At 65.3% G+C, this 19,675-nt stretch carries 16 protein-coding genes; 6 read left to right on the top strand and 10 right to left on the bottom strand.

Going from position 1 to position 19,675, the window contains the following annotated elements; genetic code table 11:
• Window positions 1-36 precede the first annotated feature (36 nt).
• Entirely contained in the window at window positions 37-276 is a 240-nt protein-coding gene (locus DSD28_RS17675) for an SMc00767 family acetate metabolism repressor (protein ID WP_023516665.1), read from the top strand.
• A 123-nt stretch (window positions 277-399) separates the two neighbouring features.
• On the opposite strand, the gene DSD28_RS17670 is transcribed toward DSD28_RS17675, so the two are convergent.
• From DSD28_RS17670 to DSD28_RS17655, 4 genes are all read right to left on the bottom strand, one after another.
• On the bottom strand, window positions 400-663 hold the full coding sequence (locus DSD28_RS17670) for a PepSY domain-containing protein (RefSeq protein WP_205536213.1): 264 nt from the start codon (window positions 661-663) through the stop codon (window positions 400-402).
• Window positions 664-846: 183 nt separating this feature from the next.
• Window positions 847-3,369 (bottom strand): methyl-accepting chemotaxis protein, encoded by a 2,523-nt coding sequence (locus DSD28_RS17665; RefSeq protein ID WP_119257737.1) that lies wholly within the window; start codon window positions 3,367-3,369, stop codon window positions 847-849.
• A 240-nt stretch (window positions 3,370-3,609) separates the two neighbouring features.
• A complete protein-coding gene (locus DSD28_RS17660) occupies window positions 3,610-3,750 on the bottom strand; it encodes a hypothetical protein (protein WP_162911444.1) in 141 nt (46 codons plus the stop codon).
• A 158-nt stretch (window positions 3,751-3,908) separates the two neighbouring features.
• A complete protein-coding gene (locus DSD28_RS17655) occupies window positions 3,909-5,090 on the bottom strand; it encodes an NAD(P)/FAD-dependent oxidoreductase (RefSeq protein WP_119257735.1) in 1,182 nt (393 codons plus the stop codon).
• Between the two features lie 165 nt (window positions 5,091-5,255).
• Here DSD28_RS17655 and DSD28_RS17650 point away from each other — a divergent pair, with 165 nt between their 5' ends.
• The 5 genes from DSD28_RS17650 to edd all read left to right on the top strand — a co-directional run bounded on the left by DSD28_RS17650 (window position 5,256) and on the right by edd (window position 12,295).
• Complete coding sequence (locus DSD28_RS17650) at window positions 5,256-6,695, top strand: glutamine synthetase family protein (protein ID WP_119257734.1); 1,440 nt, start codon at window positions 5,256-5,258, stop codon at window positions 6,693-6,695.
• 94 nt (window positions 6,696-6,789) lie between these two features.
• Window positions 6,790-8,073, top strand: coding sequence for an NAD(P)/FAD-dependent oxidoreductase (locus DSD28_RS17645; RefSeq protein ID WP_119257733.1), 1,284 nt, complete (start codon window positions 6,790-6,792; stop codon window positions 8,071-8,073).
• A gap of 95 nt (window positions 8,074-8,168) precedes the next feature.
• Entirely contained in the window at window positions 8,169-9,641 is a 1,473-nt protein-coding gene (gene zwf, locus DSD28_RS17640) for a glucose-6-phosphate dehydrogenase (protein ID WP_119257732.1), read from the top strand.
• 9 nt (window positions 9,642-9,650) lie between these two features.
• Window positions 9,651-10,349, top strand: coding sequence for a 6-phosphogluconolactonase (gene pgl, locus DSD28_RS17635; protein WP_119257731.1), 699 nt, complete (start codon window positions 9,651-9,653; stop codon window positions 10,347-10,349).
• A 125-nt stretch (window positions 10,350-10,474) separates the two neighbouring features.
• Window positions 10,475-12,295, top strand: a complete 1,821-nt coding sequence (gene edd, locus DSD28_RS17630; RefSeq protein WP_119257730.1) for a phosphogluconate dehydratase — start codon at window positions 10,475-10,477, stop codon at window positions 12,293-12,295.
• A gap of 133 nt (window positions 12,296-12,428) precedes the next feature.
• Here edd and DSD28_RS17625 read toward each other — a convergent pair whose 3' ends face one another.
• From DSD28_RS17625 to DSD28_RS17600, 6 genes are all read right to left on the bottom strand, one after another.
• On the bottom strand, window positions 12,429-12,842 hold the full coding sequence (locus DSD28_RS17625) for a hypothetical protein (RefSeq protein WP_119257729.1): 414 nt from the start codon (window positions 12,840-12,842) through the stop codon (window positions 12,429-12,431).
• 114 nt (window positions 12,843-12,956) lie between these two features.
• A complete protein-coding gene (locus DSD28_RS17620) occupies window positions 12,957-14,048 on the bottom strand; it encodes an ABC transporter ATP-binding protein (RefSeq protein ID WP_119257728.1) in 1,092 nt (363 codons plus the stop codon).
• Window positions 14,049-14,080: 32 nt separating this feature from the next.
• On the bottom strand, window positions 14,081-15,733 hold the full coding sequence (locus DSD28_RS17615) for an alpha-glucosidase (RefSeq protein ID WP_119257727.1): 1,653 nt from the start codon (window positions 15,731-15,733) through the stop codon (window positions 14,081-14,083).
• Between the two features lie 23 nt (window positions 15,734-15,756).
• Entirely contained in the window at window positions 15,757-16,902 is a 1,146-nt protein-coding gene (locus DSD28_RS17610; protein ID WP_119257726.1) for a carbohydrate ABC transporter permease, read from the bottom strand.
• Between the two features lies 1 nt (window position 16,903).
• On the bottom strand, window positions 16,904-17,914 hold the full coding sequence (locus DSD28_RS17605; RefSeq protein ID WP_119257725.1) for a carbohydrate ABC transporter permease: 1,011 nt from the start codon (window positions 17,912-17,914) through the stop codon (window positions 16,904-16,906).
• A 134-nt stretch (window positions 17,915-18,048) separates the two neighbouring features.
• Window positions 18,049-19,389 carry an ABC transporter substrate-binding protein gene (locus DSD28_RS17600; protein ID WP_432430870.1) on the bottom strand — a complete coding sequence of 447 codons (1,341 nt, stop codon included), beginning with the start codon at window positions 19,387-19,389 and terminating at the stop codon, window positions 18,049-18,051.
• Window positions 19,390-19,675: the final 286 nt, after the last annotated feature.

Here is a 19,675-nt window from a genome sequence, read left to right as displayed (position 1 = left end):
CACTTTCAAGAACCCCGTTACAAGAGGAGAAATGCCATGACAGTCCAGACCCGCGTCAAGGAACGAGCCGAAGAACAGGCTTCCGCCATGACCCCCGACCAGCAGGCCATGATCCGCATGGTCGCCAACGACCTGCACCGCCTCAACCAGTCCGTCATGAAGGCGGTCGAGGCCGGCGTCTCGGTGGAGCTCGTCCGCTCCGCCCGTCACCACGGCGGCGAGGGCAACTGGGGCGACCTGCTGATCCCGGTCATCGTGACGCAGGGTCGCGGCTGACAGGCAGATATCCGGTCGAAAGGAAATCCCCGGCGTTCCCTGCGCCGGGGATTTTTCGTTTCGAGCGCCTTGCAGGTCGGCGGCCGCGTTCATGGCCTCGCGCGTTGGAAATGCGCGAGGCGGTCAGTTGTCCGGGTGCTCCGTCAGGATCGCGCCGGTGCGGGGATCCGCGCTGAACTCCATTCGCGTACCGTTCTTCATGCCCTCTCCTTCCCAACGCCCGTCGTCGGCCTCGATCTGATGGATTGCCGTGTAGCCGGCGGCCTTCAGTTTCCCGACAACCTCTTCGAGCGGCATCCAGTCGGCGCCGGGCTGGTCCGCCAGCGCAGGCAGCGCCGTCCCGAGCATCAGAGCGAAAGTAAGGGCGAATGTGTTCGTTCCGGTCATGACAGCCTCCGTTGCAAGCCCTGATATTGCGTTTGCCTCAGGGCCTGGATGGTTCACACCAGCCGGATGATAGCCGCGAATGCGTCCTCGGTTTGTCACAGGCCGCTCTTGCCAGCCGTGAAGCAGCAAAAACCCCCGGCGGGCTCCCTGCGCGCCGGGGGTTCGTTTCCTGTGCGGCGGTGATCAGGCCGCGCGGTACAGCACCTCTTCGTTCGCCTCCAGGCGGAACTGCTCGACCAGCATCATCAGCGTGTCGGCATCGCCCGCCAGCTTGCGGCTTGCGGCGGTCGTCAGGTCGACCATCGAGGCGTTCTGCTGGGTCATCTGGTCCATCTGGTTGACGGAGCCGTTGACCTCCTGCAGCGCCGCCGCCTGGTCGCGGCTTGCCGTCGCCATCATGTCCACATGCTGGCTGACGGTGACGATCTGCTGGCTGATCGAGGCGAGCACGGAGCCGGTCTCCTGCACGAGATGCGCGCCGGCGCTGACCTCGCTCGTCGACTTCTCGATGAGGCCCTTGATCTCGCGGGCGGCGCTGGCCGAACGCTGGGCCAGCTCGCGCACTTCCTGCGCCACGACCGCAAAGCCCTTGCCCGCCTCGCCCGCGCGGGCGGCCTCGATGCCGGCATTGAGCGCCAGGAGATTGGTCTGGAAGGCGATGTCGTCGATCACCTCGATGATCTGCTCGATCTGGCGCGAGGCGCCCTCGATGCGACCCATGGCGGCGATCGCATTGCTGACGACCTCCGCGGAGCTGTCGGCGCTGCGCTTCGTCGTGCCGACGACGAGATTCGCCTCATGCGCCCGCTCGGCGGAGGAGCGCACGGTGGCGGTGATCTGCTCCACGGCGGCCGCCGTCTCCTCCAGCGAGGAGGCCTGCGATTCGGTGCGCTTGGAGAGCGCATCGGCCGATTGCAGCATGTCCGAGCCGCTGCGCTGGATCGACAGCGCATTGGTGCGGATCTGGCCAAGCGTATCCTGGAGGCGGACCAGCGAGACGTTGAAATCCTGGCGGAGCTGCTCGAGGCGGCCGTTGAAGGGCGTCTCGATCTGGCGCGACAGATCGCCCTGCGCAAGGCGGCCGAGGCCGGCGGCGAGGGCATTGACGGCGAAGTCGATCTCGCGGTCGAGCGACTGCTTTTCGGCGTCGTTGCGGGCGCGCTCGGCTTCCGCCGCGGCGCGCTGCTGCTCGCTCTCCTCCTCGATGCGGATCTTCGACAGGGCGTTCTCCTTGAAGACGCCGAGCGCGCGGGCCATGTCGCCGATCTCGTCGGCGCGGCCTTCGCCGGAAATGCCCGTGTCGAGGAAGCCGTCGGCAAGCCGGCGCATGGCGCCGGTGATCTGGCCGATCGGCCCCTTCAACGTCAGCACCAGCGCGATGCCGGCGAGGATGGCGATGGCCGCGCCCGCGACGGTCGCGAGCACCGAGACCTGGTTGGCCTTCTCGCGCTCGGTGCCGGCGCTGGTCTTCTGCTCCTCGGCGAACTGGCTGAGGAGGTTCCAGATCGTGTCGATCGACTGGCCGGCGGCCTCGAAATCGGCGGCGCGCTCGGTGCTGATCTTCACGAGGGCGGCACTGTCGGCCTCCATCCGCTCCAGCATCGGCGACAGGCTCTCGTCGACCGTGTCGAAGAACTCAAGACCGCTCGCGCTGCCGCGCAGGCCCTTCATGTCGATGCGCAGGATGGCGAGATGGCCGAGCAGCTTGACGCGATTGGTGTCCGACGTCTGGCCGAGGAAGCGCGCAGCCCCGACCTTGATGTCGTCGATGGTGGAGACGAGCTTGCGCGTGGCGGCGAGGATCGCCTCGGACTTGATGATCGGCTCGTCGAGCTCGGTGAAGAGGCGGGTCGCCTCGCGCATCTTCTCGCCGGCCGCGCCCTGGAGCTGGATGGCGACCTGGCGGAAGCGGCTGACGCGCCGCCCGATGTCCGGAATGGTGACGGCCGCCGGATCGGAGGACGACAGGAAGCCGCCGAGCTCGTCGATCGTGTTGCGGATGGTGATGGAAACGACCTTCTGGCTCTTCGGCAGGATCGTCGTGATCGAGCGCTCGGTCTTGGAAATGAGCGGATAGCGTTCCTTGACGAGCTTGAGCTGCTCCTCGGGGGTTGCGCCCTTGCCGAAATCGGCGAGAAAATCGGCAAAGAACTTGCTGGCATTGGTCAGGCGTTCGGCCTCGCGCAGCATGCTCTTGGCGGCATTCTCGTTCTGCCGCACGGAGCGCTGGAGCTTGGTGGCCTCGTCGAGGATCTTCACCTGGTCGGCGCCGAGAGCATTGAGGGTGTTGCCCATCGCACCGTGCAGGTCGTTTTCCTGCACATAGAGCGCCCAGAGACCGTCCATGCGGGCCTCGATATCCTTCGTCTGGGCCTGCGCATCGATAAGGCGCGACTTGTCGGCGTCGGGCGCCAGCGCATCCATCGTCGCCTGCAGGACGGCGCCCTGCGCGCTCAGCCGCTCGTGCACGGCGTCGCGGCTTTCCTCGGAGGTCTCGCGCAGGAACCGGTTCATGCCGGCATAGACGTCCTTGAAGCCGCTCAGCGACTGGAGGACGCTGTTGGAGATTTCCATGCGACCCTGCAGGAGGCCGGACGCATAAAGGCCGGTGAAGCCGACCGCGCAGATGCTGAGAACGAATGGCAGGATGAAGACAAGAACCTTGGTCTGGATCTTGAAGCGGGCGAGAATCTTATCAATGAACATGGCGGAACATCCGTTGTCGGCGTGCTCCACCCCTGCCCTTTTCGGGCCTCCCCAGGATTCGGACGCCGGATTACCGACTTTCATGCGGCCGCAATGCCGCGCATCCGGGGGAGCAGTCATTGCCAGCCGCGCGGCAACCCTCACGGCGACGCGGCATCCGGAACCCTATCCGGCGATATTCGGCGGCAATCTTTAAAATTCTCTCACTTTTTAAACCGATTTATGACAACCGGCAGGGCGTCAGAACGCCAGCATGGCGAGCAGCGCGAGGAGGCCGGCGGCGAGGGCGCAATTGATGCCGACGGCGGCAAGCCGGCGACGGCTCTCCCCGGCGGTGGCGGCGATGGCGAGGGCGCGGGCTTGGCGGTTTCTGGCGGGCATGCGGCGACACTCCGTTACGAGATACAGGCAATCCGGATCAACCGGCCAGCCGGCCCACATCATGTTGTCCCCGCTTTCCGCCCGTCAGGCTGGAAAGCCCGGAAACGCCGACCTTGGACAGCATCCGCCGCAAGGCCTTAAAGGATGGTAAATGCCCGTCAGGCCACCTGCCCCGCGGCAAAGCCCGAGGCCCAGGCCCATTGGAAATTGTAGCCGCCGAGCCAGCCGGTGACGTCCACCGCCTCGCCGACGAAATGGAGCCCCGGCACCGCCTTCGCCGCCATGCTGCGCGAATCGAGCGCGGCGGTATCGACGCCGCCGAGGGTGACTTCCGCCGTGCGGTAGCCTTCCGAGGCCGGCGGACGCAGGCGCCAGTCGCGAAGGCGCTGGACGAGCGCCTCGATACGCTTTCCCGACTGCTCGGCGAGCGGGCCGTCGATGCCGAGCTCGGTGACGAGGAGCTGCGCCAGCTTCTTCGGCATGTGCTCCGCCAGCACGGTCTGCAGCGCCTGGCGGCCGTTCTGCCGCCGGGCGGCGGCAACGATCGCGGCGAAATCCACATCGGGACGGATCGTCAGGGCAATCTCCTCGCCCTCCCGCCAGTAGGACGAGATCTGCAGGATGGCGGGGCCGCTGAGGCCGCGATGGGTGAAGAGCGCCGCCTCGCGGAACTCCGTCCGCCCGTGGCGGGCGACGACCTCCACCGACACGCCGGGCAGGCCCTCATGGGCGCCGAGCGTCGCCGGATCGAGCATCAGCGGGACGAGGCCGGCGCGCGTTTCCACCAGCGGCAGGCCGAACTGCTCGGCGATGCGGTAGGCAAAGCCGGTGGCGCCCATCTTGGGGATCGACTTGCCGCCCGTCGCGATCACCAGCGATGCCGCGTCCACCGTTCCGTTTTCAGTGACGACCCGGAAGGATGCACCGTCATGCTCGACGGCGCTGATCGACGTGGAAAGACGCAGGTCCGCGCCAACGGCCTTCATCTCCGCCAGCAGCATGGCGATGATGTCCTTCGCCGAATTGTCGCAGAAGAGCTGGCCGAGCGTCTTCTCGTGCCAGGGAATGCGGTGGCGCTCGACGAGGTCGAGGAAATCGCGCGGCGTGTAGCGGGCGAGCGCCGACTTGCAGAAATGCGGATTGGCCGAGAGGAAGTTCTTCGGCCCGGCATGGATATTGGTGAAGTTGCAGCGCCCGCCGCCGGAAATGCGGATCTTCTCGCCGGGCGCGCGGGCATGGTCGAGCACCAGCACGCGGCGGCCGCGCCGGCCCGCCTCGATGGCGCACATCATGCCCGCCGCGCCCGCTCCGATGATGACGACGTCCCGCCGTTCCGCCACGTGTCCGATCCCCGTTTCGCCTTCCTTTCGGCCATCACGAGCGAAAGTCAACCGGCGAAAAGCGCGCAAATTCCTGAAAAATCGTCTTTTCTACCCCCCGGGGGGAGCTAGCCAAGGGTCAAACTCCGGCTATGATGGCGCATCGTCAACCAAACCCGGTGTCTCATGCCGTCCAAAAAGAAAGTCGTTACCCCCACCATCGAAAAGGCCGCACGCTCCTCTAAAATCCCTCCCGCCATCAGCGTGCCGCGCGGGGTAAAGACCTGGAAGGACGCCGCAGACTGGCTTCGCGCCCGCGGCATCGAAGACATCGAATGCATCACGCCGGACCTTGCAGGGGTGCCGCGCGGCAAGATGATGCCGTCGTCGAAGTTCACCTCGAACACCTCGCTGGCGCTGCCGTCGGCGCTCTATCGCCACACGATCTCCGGCGACTATCCGGAGGAGACCGGCAATTTCCGCTACGAGCCACGCGACAGCGACCTGAAGCTCGTGCCGGATCTTTCGACGCTTTCCGTCGTGCCGTGGGAGACCGATCCGACCGCGCAGGTCATCTGCGACATCGTCGGTTCGACCGGCGAGAACGTGCCCTACACGCCGCGCAACGTGCTGAAAAACGTCGTCAAGATGTATAGCGACCGCGGCTGGAAGCCGGTGGTGGCGCCGGAGATCGAGTTCTACCTCGTCGCCGTCAACGACGACCCGGACTATCCGCTGCATCCGCCGAAGGGCCGCTCCGGCCGCGCCATCCAGGGCGGCCAGGGCTATTCCATCGCCGGCATCAACGAATTCGACGAGCTGATCGACGACATCTACCACTTCTCGGAAAAGCAGGGGCTCGAGATCGATACCCTGATCCACGAGGAAGGCCCGGCGCAGCTCGAGATCAACCTGCGCCACGGCGATCCCGTCGAGCTTGCCGACCAGGTGTTCCTGTTCAAGCGCACGATCCGCGAAGCGGCGATGAAGCACGGCATCTACGCCACCTTCATGGCCAAGCCCATGCAGGGACAGGCGGGCTCGGCCATGCACATCCACCAGTCCGTGGTGGAGATCGAGACAGGCCGGAACGTCTTCTCCAATCCGGACGGCTCGGCCTCGCAGGAATTCTTCCACTTCATCGGCGGCATGCAGGCCTATGTGCCGAAGACGCTCGTCATGATGGCGCCCTATGTGAACTCCTACCGGCGCCTGACGCCCGACATGTCGGCGCCCGTCAACAATGCCTGGGGCTACGACAACCGCACGACGGCCTTCCGCGTGCCGGTATCGGATGCCGCGGCGCGGCGCATCGAGAACCGGCTTCCCGGCTCGGACGCCAACCCCTATCTCGCGCTCGCGGCCTCGCTCGGCTGCGGCCTGCTCGGCATCATGAACAAGCTCGAGCCGACCGCGCCGACGGAGGACACCGCCAACGAGGGCTCTATCGACCTGCCGCGTGGCCTGCTTGAGGCCGTGTCGCTGCTCGAATCCGATCCGGCTCTGGCCGAGGTGCTGAGCGCCGAGTTCATCGGCCTCTATGCCGGCGTCAAGCGGGGCGAGTTCGAGACCTTCATGCAGGTGATCAGCCCCTGGGAACGCGAGTTCCTGCTGCTCAACGTCTGAGCGGCCGGCGGTCCGGGCCGCTGCAAGAGACCAGACCCTGAGAGCGGCGGCGCCCCGGCACGCCGCTGCACCCTCTTGAACATGAGTGTGTGCAATGCCCTGGCAAAGCCCGATTTCCCCCGGCGTCTCCTGGTATGAGGCAAGCGTCGGCGAGCGCCCCGAATATGCGGCCCTCGACGGCTCCGTCGAAACCGATGTCGCCATCGTCGGCGGCGGCTTCACCGGCCTGCAGGCCGCCTACAATCTCGCGCGGAAGGGCGTGCGCGTCACGCTCATCGAGGCGCACCGCTTCGGCGACGGCGCGTCCGGGCGCAACGGCGGCCAGCTCGGCACCGGCCAGCGCGCCGAGGCGGAGGAACTGGAAGCCGAACTCGGCTACGAACGCGCAAAGGCCCTCTTCGACATGGCCGAGGACGCCAAGCGCCATATCCACGACTTCGCCAGTTCCCAGAACCTCGACATCGACTATGTGCCCGGCCAGCTCAATGTCAGCCACAAGGCGAGTTTCGAGAAGGATTTTCGCGATCACGTCGAAATCGCCGCGACGCGCTACGACTATCCGCACATGACCTATATGGACCGGGCGGAGACGGAGGAGCGCGTCGGCTCGAAACGCTTCTTCTTCGGTATCCGCGACACCGGCACCGGCCACATCCACCCGATGAAGCTGCTGGTCGGCGTCGCCCGCGCTGCACAGGCCGCCGGCGCCAGCCTGCATGAAAAGACCCCTGCCCTGAAGATCGAGCGTGCCGGCGGCAAGGCGGTGATCACCACCGCGAAGGGCACGATCCGCGCCGACAAGGCACTGATCGCCTGCAATGCCTATATCGGCGACCTGGAGCCGAAGACGGAAGCGCATGTCATGCCGATCCGCTCCTTCATCGGCGCGACGGTGCCGCTCGACAGGTTCCCCTCGGTCATTCCCGGCGGCGAGGCCATCGCCGATACGCGGTTCGTCGTGCGCTATTTCCGCAAGACCCGCGACGGCCGGCTGCTCTTCGGCGGCCGCGAAGCCTATTCGGAAAACCTCGACGACATGACGCCGCCGATCCGCCGGCAGATCGAGGAGGTCTATCCGGAGCTCAAGGGCATCGAGCTCACCCATGCCTGGGGCGGCTCCGTCGGCATCACCATGCCGCGCAAGCCCTATGTGCGCGAGGTCATGCCCGGCATCACCACCATCGGCGGCTATTCCGGCCATGGCGTCATGCTGTCAAACTATTGCGGCAAGCTCTATGCCGACGAGGTAACGGGCGGCAGCAGCGATCTCGACCTGATGAAGGCCCTGAAAATTCCGGCCTTTCCGGGCGGTCAGCGCTTCCGTTCGCCGCTTCTGTTCCTCGCCATGACGTGGTACGCGCTGCGCGACAGGCTCTGATCGAATGGAAACACCGATTTTGTTGCGTTGCACGCTGGCGTTTTTAAATCGATTAGATTATAACACCCGCCAACAGAACGAGATCGAGATATCCGATGAGCAGCCAGATCATTCCCGTTGAACCCTTCGACTATGTCGTCTTCGGCGGAACCGGCGACCTTGCGGAACGCAAGCTCCTTCCGGCCCTCTACCACCGGCAGCTCGCCGGCCAGCTTTCGGACCCGACGCGCATCATCGGCGCGTCGCGTACCGCCTTCACGGATGCGGAATACCGCAAGTTCGCCGTCGATGCGCTGAAGGAGCATCTGAAGGCCGGCGAATTCGACGACGAGCAGGTCAGGATCTTCTGCGACCGGCTGTTCTACGTCGCGGTCGACGCCAAGTCGGACCAGGGCTGGGACAAGCTGAAGGCCCTGCTCGACGAGGGCAAGGACCGCGTGCGCGCCTTCTATCTCGCTGTGGCGCCCGCCATCTTCGGCGACATCTCGGAAAAGATCCGCGACCACAAGCTGATCACCAAGCAGACGCGCATCGTCGTCGAAAAGCCGATCGGCCGCGACCTTGCCTCCGCCAACGAGCTGAACAACACGATTGGCAAGGTCTTCCATGAAGAGCAGATCTTCCGCATCGACCACTATCTCGGCAAGGAGACGGTGCAGAACCTGATGGCGCTGCGCTTCGCCAACGCGCTCTACGAGCCGCTGTGGAACTCCGCCCATATCGACCATGTGCAGATCACGGTCGCCGAATCGGTCGGCCTCGAAAGCCGCGCGGGCTACTACGACAAGGCGGGCGCGCTGCGCGACATGGTGCAGAACCATATCCTCCAGCTTCTCTGCCTCGTGGCGATGGAAGTGCCTTCCTCCATGGACGCCGAAGCCGTGCGTGACGAGAAGCTCAAGGTGCTGCGCGCGCTGAAGCCGATCGACCAGTACAATGTCGAGCGCCTGACGGTGCGCGGCCAGTACCGCGCCGGCGCCTCCTCGGGCGGCCCGGTCAAGGGCTATCTCGAAGAGCTGGAAGGCGGCGTCTCCAACACGGAGACCTTCGTCGCCATCAAGGCCGAGATCGGCAATTGGCGCTGGGCGGGCGTGCCCTTCTACATCCGCACGGGCAAGCGTCTTGCCACGCGCATGTCCGAGATCGTCATCACCTTCAAGCCGATCCCGCATTCGATCTTCGATCCCTCGGCGGGCCGCATCGAGGCCAACCAGCTCATCATCCGCCTGCAGCCGGATGAGGGCGTCAAGCAGTCGCTGATGATCAAGGACCCGGGTCCCGGCGGCATGCGCCTGCGCAACGTCTCGCTCGACATGAGCTTCGCCGAGGCCTTCGACGCGCGCAATGCCGACGCCTACGAGCGCCTGCTGCTCGACGTCATCCGCAACAACCAGACGCTCTTCATGCGCCGCGACGAGGTGGAAGCCGCATGGCGCTGGGTCGACCCGATCCTGAAGGCATGGGAAGCGACCGGCCAGCAGGCGCAGGGCTACACCGCCGGCACCTGGGGCCCGAGCCAGGCCATCGCCCTCATCGAGCGCGACGGCCGCACCTGGCACGAAACGTAAGGAAGCCCGATGAGCGCGCAACTGCATGAATTCAAGGATGGCGCGGCATTGGCCGAGGGGCTGGCGGACCGGGTTTCCGCCGCGCTCGCGGACGGCATCGCCGCGCGCGGCCGCGCGACCATCGCGGTATCGGGCGGCTCGACGCCCAAGGCCTTCTTCAAGGCGCTTTCCACCCGCGACATCGACTGGAGCAAGGTGACGGTCACGCTCGTCGACGAGCGCTTCGTGCCGGCGGACAATCCGCGCTCGAACCACCTGCTCGTCGCCGACAACCTGCTGCAGGGCAAGGCGAAGGCAGCCGCCTTCCTGCCGCTCTACCGGGACGCCGGCAGCGCGGAAGAAGCGGCGAAGATCGCCTCGGCCGATGCCGCAAGCCTCGACCACCCCTTCGACGTCGCCATTCTCGGCATGGGAACGGACGGCCATACGGCCTCGTTCTTCCCCGGCGGCAGCAACCTTGCCGAGGCGATCTCATCCGAGACGCCGCGCGGCGTGATCACCATGGAAGCGGAGGGCGCGGGCGAAACCCGCCTCACCTTCACCTTTACCAGCCTTCAGGATGCCCGCCTTCTGGTGCTGCATATCGAGGGCCAGGGCAAGATGGACGTTCTTTCTGCCGCTAAGGAGGACGGACCGGAGGCCGACATGCCGATCCGCGCCATTCTCCGGCGCGCGGCGACGCCGCTCGATATCTACTGGGCGCCCTAGAGCACCCGGCCGGCTGAAGCCGAACATGACCGGCGTCGAGGGACGCCATTGCCCCCGCGGATGGCGCAGCTTTCCCGCTCGCCTTGCCGTGCAAGAATGCAATCGAGAAAGTCAGGATAGATCCCATGTCCGCCGACAAACGCATCGAAGCCATTACCGCCCGCATCGTCGAACGTTCGAAGCCCCACCGCCTGCCCTATCTGGAGCGCGTGCAGGCCGCCGCCTCCAAGGGCGTGCACCGCGCCGTGCTCTCCTGCGGCAACCTTGCGCACGGCTTTGCGGTCTGTTCCCCCGCCGAGAAGGACGCGCTCGCCGGCGAGCGCGTTCCCAACCTCGGCATCATCACCGCCTATAACGACATGCTCTCGGCTCACCAGCCCTTCGAGACCTATCCGGCGCTGATCCGCGAGGCCGCGCGGGAAGCGGGCGGCGTGGCGCAGGTCGCCGGCGGCGTGCCGGCCATGTGCGACGGCGTCACCCAGGGCCAGCCGGGCATGGAGCTCTCGCTCTTCTCGCGCGACCTCATCGCCATGGCGGCGGGCGTCGGCCTGTCGCACAACATGTTCGATTCGGTCGTCTATCTCGGCGTCTGCGACAAGATCGTGCCGGGCCTCACCATCGCGGCGCTGACCTTCGGCCACCTGCCGGCCGTCTTCATTCCCGCCGGCCCCATGACATCCGGCCTGCCGAACGACGAGAAGGCCCGCGTGCGCCAGCTCTATGCGGAAGGCAAGGCCGGCCGCGCCGAGCTGCTGGAGGCCGAATCCAAGTCCTATCACGGCCCCGGCACCTGCACCTTCTACGGCACCGCCAATTCCAACCAGATGCTGATGGAGATCATGGGCTTCCACATGCCCGGCGCCTCCTTCATCAATCCCGGCACGCCGCTGCGTGACGCGCTGACCAAGGAAGCCGCCAAACGGGCGCTCGCCATCACCGCTGAGGGCAACGAGTTCACCCCGGCCGGCGAGATGATCGACGAGCGCTCCATCGTCAACGGCGTCGTGGGCCTCCACGCCACCGGCGGCTCGACCAACCACACGCTGCACCTTCTCGCCATGGCGCGCGCCGCCGGCATCGTGCTGACCTGGAAGGACATCTCCGATCTTTCCGACGTCGTGCCGCTGCTCGCCCGCGTCTATCCGAACGGGCTTGCCGACGTGAACCATTTCCATGCCGCCGGCGGCATGGGCTTCCTCATCCAGGAACTGCTGAAGACCGGCATGCTGCATGACGACGTGCGTACGGTCTACGGGCAGGGCCTGCAGGCTTATACGATCGATCCGAGGCTCGGCGAGAACGGCAGCGTGCGCCGCGAGCCGGCACCGAAGGTCAGCCACGATCCGAAGATCCTTGCCAGCATCGAGGCGCCCTTCCAGCCGACCGGCGGGTTGAAGATGCTGACGGGCAATATCGGCAAGGCGGTGATCAAGATCTCCGCCGTCAAGCCGGAGCGCCATGTCATCGAAGCGCCGGCAAAGGTCTTCCACGACCAGCAGGAACTCAATGTCGCCTTCAAGAACGGTGAGCTGACGGGGGACTTCATCGCGGTCGTCCGCTTCCAGGGCCCGAAGGCCAACGGTATGCCCGAATTGCACAAGCTGACCACCGTGCTCGGCATCCTGCAGGACCGCGGCCAGCGCGTGGCGCTGCTCACCGACGGCCGCATGTCCGGCGCCTCCGGCAAGGTCCCGGCGGCCATCCATGTGACGCCCGAAGCGGTCGACAACGGTCCGATCGGCCGCATCCGCAGCGGCGACACGATCCGGCTCGACGCCGCCCACGGCACCATCGAGGTTCTGGTGGAAGCCGCGGAATTCGACGCCCGCCCGCAGGCGACGACCGATCTTTCCGGCAACGAATTCGGCATGGGCCGCGAGCTCTTCGCGCCCTTCCGCGCAATCGCGGGGCCGGCCGATCATGGAGCGAGCGTGCTGTTCGCGTAATCGGGCGGGCGGCCCCTCATCCGGCCTGCCGGCCACCTTCTCCCCGCAGGCGGGGAGAAGGGACATTGCCGCACGGGTTTCCTTCAATTCATGGGAAACGGCAGCGGGATGAGGGGCAGCGCCTCCCAAGCCCTCAGCTATAGATATCCAGCGTCCGGCCCTGATGGTTCCGGTGGGTCGAGTAGACGAAGATGCGCTGCAGGTCCTTGTCGGACAGGAGCCGCAGGAAGCGGGCCTCCACCACGTCGTTCGTATAGATGCGCTGTGTCAGGCATCCGATCATCGGGATGCGGGCGCTGACGATGTCGAGGTAGAAATTGCGCGGCAGCTGGAACTTGGTCGTCATGGTGATGACGGCGCCGCTGCGCGAGAGTTTGATGATGATGCCGCGGCGGGAGACAAGGTTGACGAGCCCGCCGCTCTCGGTGAACTCGATGCGGGCCTCGTTGCAGGTATCCTCCATCGGGAAGGACTTTTCCCGATCGTACATGAAGGACTCTTCCTTGTTCAGGTAGCTGCCCCGCTGCCCTTGCCCATAGATGCTCATCCGCCTGCTGCCCCGGCACTTTCGATTTGCGGGAAAGCTAGCCCGGCAAGGCTTAATAACGGGTTGAGCGGCAAGGCGAAATCCTGCTGCCCGTCCCTGTCTCAGCGCCCACGCTCAAGCGGCGCGGTAGCTGTTCCCGGCGGCGTCGAAGAGATGCAGCCTTGCCTTGTCGGCGGTGAAGCGGACCTTGTCGCCGCGCCTGACGGCGAGGATGCCGGGGATCTTCGCGATGATCGGCTCGCCCGGCACGAGACCCTCGATATAGAGCAGCGTCACCTCACCGAGCGCCTCGACGATGGAGACCGTGCCCTCGAAGAGGAAGTCCTCGCCGGTGGTGATCTGCAGGTCTTCCGGCCGCACGCCGAAGCTCGCCGTCTTGCCGACTTCGGAGGCCGCCGTCGGGATATCGACGCTGGAGGTGCGCCCGCCGGTCAGTTCCAGCGCGGTCGCCTCACCAGCGGCGGTGATCTTCGCCGGGATGATGTTCATGGCGGGCGAGCCGATGAAGCGGGCGACGAAGAGGTTCGCCGGGCGCTCGTAGAGTTCGAGCGGCGGGCCGACCTGCTCTATATGGCCGGCTGAGAGCACGACGATGCGGTCGGCGAGCGTCATCGCCTCCACCTGGTCGTGCGTGACGTAGATCATCGTCGTGTCGGCCATCTGCTCGTTGAGCTTGGCGATCTCGATGCGGGTGGCGACGCGCAAGGCGGCATCAAGATTCGACAGCGGCTCGTCGAAGAGGAAGACCTTCGGATCGCGGCAGATGGCGCGGCCGATAGCGACGCGCTGGCGCTGGCCGCCCGAAAGCGCTTTGGGCAGGCGGTCGAGATATTGGGTGAGCTGGAGGATATCGGCGGCCGAGCGCACACGCCGGTCGATCTCCTCCTTGCTCTCGCCGGCGATCCGCATGCCGAAGGCCATGTTGTCGTAGACGGTCATGTGCGGATAGAGCGCGTAGGACTGGAAGACCATGGCGATGCCGCGCTTGGAGGGCGGCACGTCGTTAACGCGCTCGCCGTCGATGGTCATGTCGCCGCCGGTGATCTCTTCGAGGCCCGCGATCATGCGCAGGAGGGTCGACTTGCCGCAGCCGGACGGGCCGACGAAGACGATGAACTCGCCCTGCTTGATATCGAGATCGATGCCGTGGATCACGTCCACCGCGCCGTAGGACTTGCGGATATCCCTGAGCACCAGCCCTGTCATGTCTCTCTCCCCTTTACGTTTTGGCGCCGTCGTCACGCGAAGCGGGCGAAGAACCCGCTCCAGGCCGGAAGTTCTATATTTTCCTCATGCATCAGGCTAGCGAAGCCATGGCCTTCCAGCACCTCCAGCGTGCCGGACGGCAGGTCGGCAAGGCGCGGCACCGGGCTCATGTTGAAGGCGCAGAAGACCTTCTCGTTGCCGTGGCTGCGCACGAAGGAGAGGATCGCCCCTTCGGCCGAAAGGAATTCGATCTCGCCCTTGACCAGCGCCACATGCTCCTTGCGGAAGGCGAGGAAGCGGCGGTAGTGCGACAGGACCGACGCCTCGTCCCCCTCCTGCATGTCGACCGCGCGCTCCAGATGGGCGACCGAGACCGGCAGCCAGGGCCTGCCATCGCTGAAGCCGCCGGACTGCTCGCCGGCACTCCAGACCATCGGCGTGCGGCAGCCGTCGCGGCCCTTGAAATCCGGCCAGAACTGGATGCCGTAGGGATCCTGCAGGTCCTCGTAGGCAAGCTCGGCCTCCGGCAAGGCCAGTTCCTCGCCCTGGTAGATGCAGACGGAGCCGCGCAGCGACATGAGGAGGCTCGCCAGCAGCCTGGCATGCGCCTCGTGATCCGTCACGCCGAAGCCCCAGCGGCTGACATGGCGCATGACGTCATGGTTGGAGAAGGCCCAGCAGACCCAGCCTTCGGGCGCCGCCTTTTCCAGCGCATGCTGCGTCTCGGCGACAAAGGCCGGCGTCAGCGGATCGGGCGCCAGAAACTCGAAGGCGTAGCACATGTGCATCTTGTCGCCGCCGGAGGTGTACTCACCGGCGATTTCGAGGCCGCGCTGGCTGTCACCCACCTCGCCGACCGCCGCGATGGCCGGGAATTCCTCGAGAAGCGCGCGGAAGCGTTTGAGGAATTCGAGGTTCTCCGGCTGGTTCTTGTCGTAGAGATGTTCCTGGTAGTTGTAGGGGTTCACGGCGGGCGCCGTCTGCGCGTTGCGGCGCTCGGGGGGAAGCGACGGGTTGTCGCGCAATTCCTTGTCGTGGAAGTAGAAGTTGATCGTGTCGAGGCGGAAGCCATCGACGCCGCGCTCCAGCCAGAAGCGGGCGACGGAGAGCAGCGCGTCCTGAACTTCCGGATTGTGCAGGTTCAAATCCGGCTGCGAGGTCAGGAAATTGTGCATGTAATATTGCAGGCGCGTCGCGTCCCACTGCCAGGCGGAACCGCCGAAGATCGCCAGCCAGTTGTTGGGCGGCGTGCCGTCGGGCTTCGAATCCGCCCAGACATACCAGTCCGCCTTGGGATTGGTCCGCCGCGAGCGGCTTTCGACGAACCAGGGATGCTTGTCGGAAGTGTGCGACAGCACGAGATCGATCATCACGCGGATGTCGAGGCGGTGGGCCTCGGCGATCAGCGCGTCGAAATCGGCAAGCTCCCCGAAGATCGGGTCGACATCGAGATAATCCGAGACGTCGTAACCGAAGTCCTTCATCGGCGAGGTGAAGAAGGGCGAAATCCAGATCGCGTCCACGCCGAGGGACGCGACATGGGCAAGGCGCTCGGTGATGCCCTTGAGGTCGCCGATCCCGTCGCCATTGGTGTCCTGGAAGGAGCGCGGATAGATCTGGTAGATCACCGCGCCGCGCCACCAGTCCTTGTCCGGCGTGAGAAGGGTGGAATCCGACGTCGTCATTCTGCTTGTCCTATAGGTATGCGTCAGCCGCCCTTGACCGACCCCGCCAGCAGGCCGCGCACGAGATAGCGCTGCAGGCTGAAGAAGACGATGAGGGGGACGACGATGGTGATGAAGGCGGAGGCCGTGAGGATTTCCCAGTTGCCGCCGCGCGATCCGAGAAGGTTCACGAGGCGCCCGGTCAGCACCAGCTCGTCATTGCCCGTGCCGAGGAAGACCATGGCGACGAGCAGGTCGTTCCATGTCCACAGGAACTGGAAGATGGCGAAGGAGGCGAGCGCCGGAAAGGAGAGCGGCAGGATGATCTTCACGAAGATGTCGAAATCGGACGCGCCGTCGACGCGGGCCGATTCCATGATCTCGCGCGGCAGGCCGGCCATGTAGTTGCGCAGGAGGTAGATGGCGAGCGGCAGGCCGAAGCCCATATGGGCGAGCCAGATGCCGACATAGGTCTTGGCCGGCACGCCGAAGAAGGCGCCGACGCCGTTATAGAGCCGGAGCAGTGGGATCAGCGACATCTGCAGGGGCACGACGAGCAGGCCGACGATGACCGCGATGAGGATCGCCCGGCCGGGGAACGGCATCCAGGCGAGCGCATAGGCGCAGAAGGCGGCGACGAGGATCGGGATGATCGTCGAGGGGATCGCCACCGTCAGCGAATTGATGAAGGACGAGCCGATGCCGGCGGCGCTCAGCACCTCGCGATAGTTGTCGAGCGTGAAGCGCGGCGGGACGGAGGCGGTGTAGAAGATGCGCTGGCCGCGCGTGCCTTCCATTCTCGCCGGCGAGACGAGCTCGTAGCTGCCGTCCTCGTTGACGGTCAGTGTCTGGCCGTCGCCGATATCGGCGGCCGTGCCCGGCTCGAAGGCGGCGGGCTGCATGGGGCGGACGCCGAAGGCCGAGACCTTCGCTGGACCGCCCTCCGTCAGGTTGCCGGAGATGACGAACTTGCCGTCACGCTCGATCTGGGCATCCGGCGCGCTCGCGCGGCCGGTGAGGTTCTGCGAGGAGGTGGAGAGCGCCGTCCACCAGCCGGAGACGGCGAGCTGGTCCTTGTCGCGCAGCGAGGAGATCAACAGGCCGGCGGTCGGCAGCGTCCAGAGCGCGACGAGCAGCAGGACCGAAAGATGGACGAGGATGATGAGCGGCGAACGGGACGATGCGATCATCTCAATGGCCTTCCATTTCCCGGGTGGCGTTACGGATGTTCCAGATCATGATCGGAACGACGAGGATCATGATGACCACGGCGATGGCCGCGCCGCGCCCGAAATCGCCGCCGCCGCGGAACATCCAGTCGAACATCAGGTTGGCCAGGACCTGCGTCTGCCACTGGCCGTTGGTCATCGCGAGCACGATGTCGAAGACCTTGAGGACAAGGATGGTGATCGTCGTCCAGACGACGGCGATCGTGCCCCAGATCTGCGGCACCATGATCTTGAAGAAGATCTGGAAGCCGTTCGCCCCGTCGATGACGGCCGCCTCGATGGTCTCTTCCGGAATACCGCGCAGCGCGGCCGAAAGGATGACCATGGCAAAGCCGGTCTGGATCCAGATCAGGATCACCATCAGGAAGAAGTTGTTCCAGAAGGGAATGGTCATCCACGCCTCGGGCGTGCCGCCGAGGGCGACGACGACGGCATTGAGGATGCCGATCTGCTCGGAGCCCTCCGAGCGGTAGTCGTAGACGAATTTCCAGATGACGGCGGCGCCGACGAAGGAGATCGCCATCGGCATGAAGATCAGGGTCTTGGCGATATTGCCCCACCAGATGCGGTCGGTGAGCGCGGCGATGACGAGGCCGAAGAAGGTGGCGAGCGCCGGCACCACCAGCAGCCAGAGAAAATTGTTGAAGATCGACTGGCGGAACTCGCCGTCATTGATCATCCAGGCGAAGTTGCTGAAGCCGATGAAGCGGGTGCCGGAACGGTCGTGGAAGGAGAGGCGCACCGATTCGAAGACGGGATAGACGAGATAGATGGCGAGCGCGAAGAGCGCCGGCGCCATGAAGAGCCACGGCCGGATGGCATTGGTGATCCTGAGGTTGCGGGACGCCTCGGCCCCCGTCCGCCCTTTGGAGGGGAATATCCTGTCGAGCAGCCAGTTGGTCCCGAAGAAATAGGCGGCACAGGCGAGCACGCCCCCGACCATCGTGAAGACGGCGAATAACAATTGCGACATGGCAGCTCCTCCCCAGGAATGCTCCCCTCAAGAACCCTCGGAGGCGCATCGATCGTCCACGCGGCCTTGCCGCATGTCCGGTGCACTTCGCATGCGTGGGAAACCGGCCGGCGGATGCCGGCCGGTTCGCCGGATTACTTGATGGCGTCCCAGGCCTTCTGGATATCGGCCGCGACGTCGTTGGCCGACTTGCCGCCGACGAAATCGACCATGCCCGTCCAGAACGCGCCCGCGCCGATCTTGCCCGGCATCAGGTCGGAACCGTCGAAGCGGAAGGTCGTCGAATCGAGCAGGATCTCGCCCTGCTTCTTCATCGGGGCGTTGGCATAGGCTTCCTTGTTGGCGCTCTTGAAGGGCGTCAGGAAGCTCGACTGCGCCATCCAGACCTCATGGGCGATCGGCGTCTTGAGGAACTCGATGAAGGCGCGCGAGGCGGGCGTATCCTTGGTGATCATGGCGAGCGTGCCGGCGCCGAGGACCGGGTTGCCGAGCTCCGGCTTGCTGGCATAGGGCGGCATGTAGAAGAAGTCCGCGTCCTGGCCGACCACCGTGCCCTCCGGGAAGAAGGACGGGATGAAGGATGCCTGATGGTGCAGGTAGCATTTCGGCGGCGAGGCGAAGAGGCCCTTCGGGCTGTCGCGGAAGTCGGTGGAGGCGACCGCCGCCGCGCCGCCGTCGACGAACGTGTCGTTCTTGGCGAACCAGCCGAATTCGTCGAGCGCGCCGACCACGGCGGCATCGGTGAAGGGGATCTCGTTCTTGACCCACTTGTCGTAGGTTTCCGGCGATGCCGTGCGCAGCATCAGGTCCTCGACCCAGTCGGTCGCCGGCCAGCCGGTGGCGCCGCCCGAACCGAGGCCGATGCACCAGGGCGTGCCGCCATCGGCGACGATCTTTTCCGTCAGCGCCTTGAGGTCTTCCATGGTCTTCGGCACTTCATAGCCGGCGTCCTCGAAGTTTTCGGGCACGTACCAGACGAGCGACTTCACGTCGATCTTGTAGGGGAAGGCATAGAGCGCGGCCGTGCCGTCCTTGCCCTTGAAGGTCGAAAGATCGACCCAGGACTGGCCGGCGGCATAGTTGTCGAGCAGCCACTTTTTGGTCTCGTCGCCGAGCGGCGTCAGGTAGCCCTTGGAGGCAAGGTCGGCGATGAGACCCGGCTGCGGCAGGATGGCGACGTCCGGCGGGCTGCCGGCCTGCGTGTCGATGACGATCTGCTGCTCGTAGTTCTCGGAGGAGGAGTATTTCAGGTCGACGCCCGTCGCCTCGACGAAATAGGCATAGACATTCTTGAAGAGCGCTTCGTCCTCGCCGCGCCAGGGGCCGAAAATGGTGAGCGTCTGGCCCTTGAGGTCGTGGCCCTTCCTGAAATCCTCCAGGCTCTGCCAGTTGAACCGGGAATCCTCGCCGGGCTTGAACTTCAGATCGGCCGAAACGGCGCTGCCCGCCATGAAGAGCGCGAGGGCAGCGGTCATCAACAAGGTCTTCTTCACCTGATTTGCCTCCCATAGCAAACCCGCCCTCTCCCCGGGCGGGCATTTTCAAAAACGCCCCCAAATTCAAAGCGCTTTGGATGCACTTTCATCCCATTTCCCCCGCGCCTTCGTCAAGTACCCTTCCCGACTTGAACGAAAGGCGCGAGGCTGACGCAGCGCAGCGTAGTTTTGCAACGCAAAAAGCCCAAATCCGCTTTTACTCGCGGATTTGCTGATGTTAGATGCCGGGGCGCCTTGGGACAATCCGGAGATATGCGCGCCAGAA

The sequence above is a fragment of the Shinella zoogloeoides genome (assembly GCF_003574625.1).
Lineage (GTDB): Bacteria > Pseudomonadota > Alphaproteobacteria > Rhizobiales > Rhizobiaceae > Shinella > Shinella zoogloeoides_A.
This window is presented reverse-complemented; position numbering and strand designations above follow the sequence as displayed.

Coding starts and splice junctions, on each gene's coding strand:
- DSD28_RS17675 (WP_023516665.1), top strand. CDS start 37: ATGACAGTCCAGACCCGCGTCAAGGAACGAGCCGAAGAACAGGCTTCC.
- DSD28_RS17670 (WP_205536213.1), bottom strand. CDS start 663: ATGACCGGAACGAACACATTCGCCCTTACTTTCGCTCTGATGCTCGGG.
- DSD28_RS17665 (WP_119257737.1), bottom strand. CDS start 3,369: ATGTTCATTGATAAGATTCTCGCCCGCTTCAAGATCCAGACCAAGGTT.
- DSD28_RS17660 (WP_162911444.1), bottom strand. CDS start 3,750: ATGCCCGCCAGAAACCGCCAAGCCCGCGCCCTCGCCATCGCCGCCACC.
- DSD28_RS17650 (WP_119257734.1), top strand. CDS start 5,256: ATGCCGTCCAAAAAGAAAGTCGTTACCCCCACCATCGAAAAGGCCGCA.
- DSD28_RS17645 (WP_119257733.1), top strand. CDS start 6,790: ATGCCCTGGCAAAGCCCGATTTCCCCCGGCGTCTCCTGGTATGAGGCA.
- zwf (WP_119257732.1), top strand. CDS start 8,169: ATGAGCAGCCAGATCATTCCCGTTGAACCCTTCGACTATGTCGTCTTC.
- pgl (WP_119257731.1), top strand. CDS start 9,651: ATGAGCGCGCAACTGCATGAATTCAAGGATGGCGCGGCATTGGCCGAG.
- edd (WP_119257730.1), top strand. CDS start 10,475: ATGTCCGCCGACAAACGCATCGAAGCCATTACCGCCCGCATCGTCGAA.
- DSD28_RS17625 (WP_119257729.1), bottom strand. CDS start 12,842: ATGAGCATCTATGGGCAAGGGCAGCGGGGCAGCTACCTGAACAAGGAA.
- DSD28_RS17620 (WP_119257728.1), bottom strand. CDS start 14,048: ATGACAGGGCTGGTGCTCAGGGATATCCGCAAGTCCTACGGCGCGGTG.
- DSD28_RS17615 (WP_119257727.1), bottom strand. CDS start 15,733: ATGACGACGTCGGATTCCACCCTTCTCACGCCGGACAAGGACTGGTGG.
- DSD28_RS17610 (WP_119257726.1), bottom strand. CDS start 16,902: ATGATCGCATCGTCCCGTTCGCCGCTCATCATCCTCGTCCATCTTTCG.
- DSD28_RS17605 (WP_119257725.1), bottom strand. CDS start 17,914: ATGTCGCAATTGTTATTCGCCGTCTTCACGATGGTCGGGGGCGTGCTC.
- DSD28_RS17600 (WP_432430870.1), bottom strand. CDS start 19,389: ATGACCGCTGCCCTCGCGCTCTTCATGGCGGGCAGCGCCGTTTCGGCC.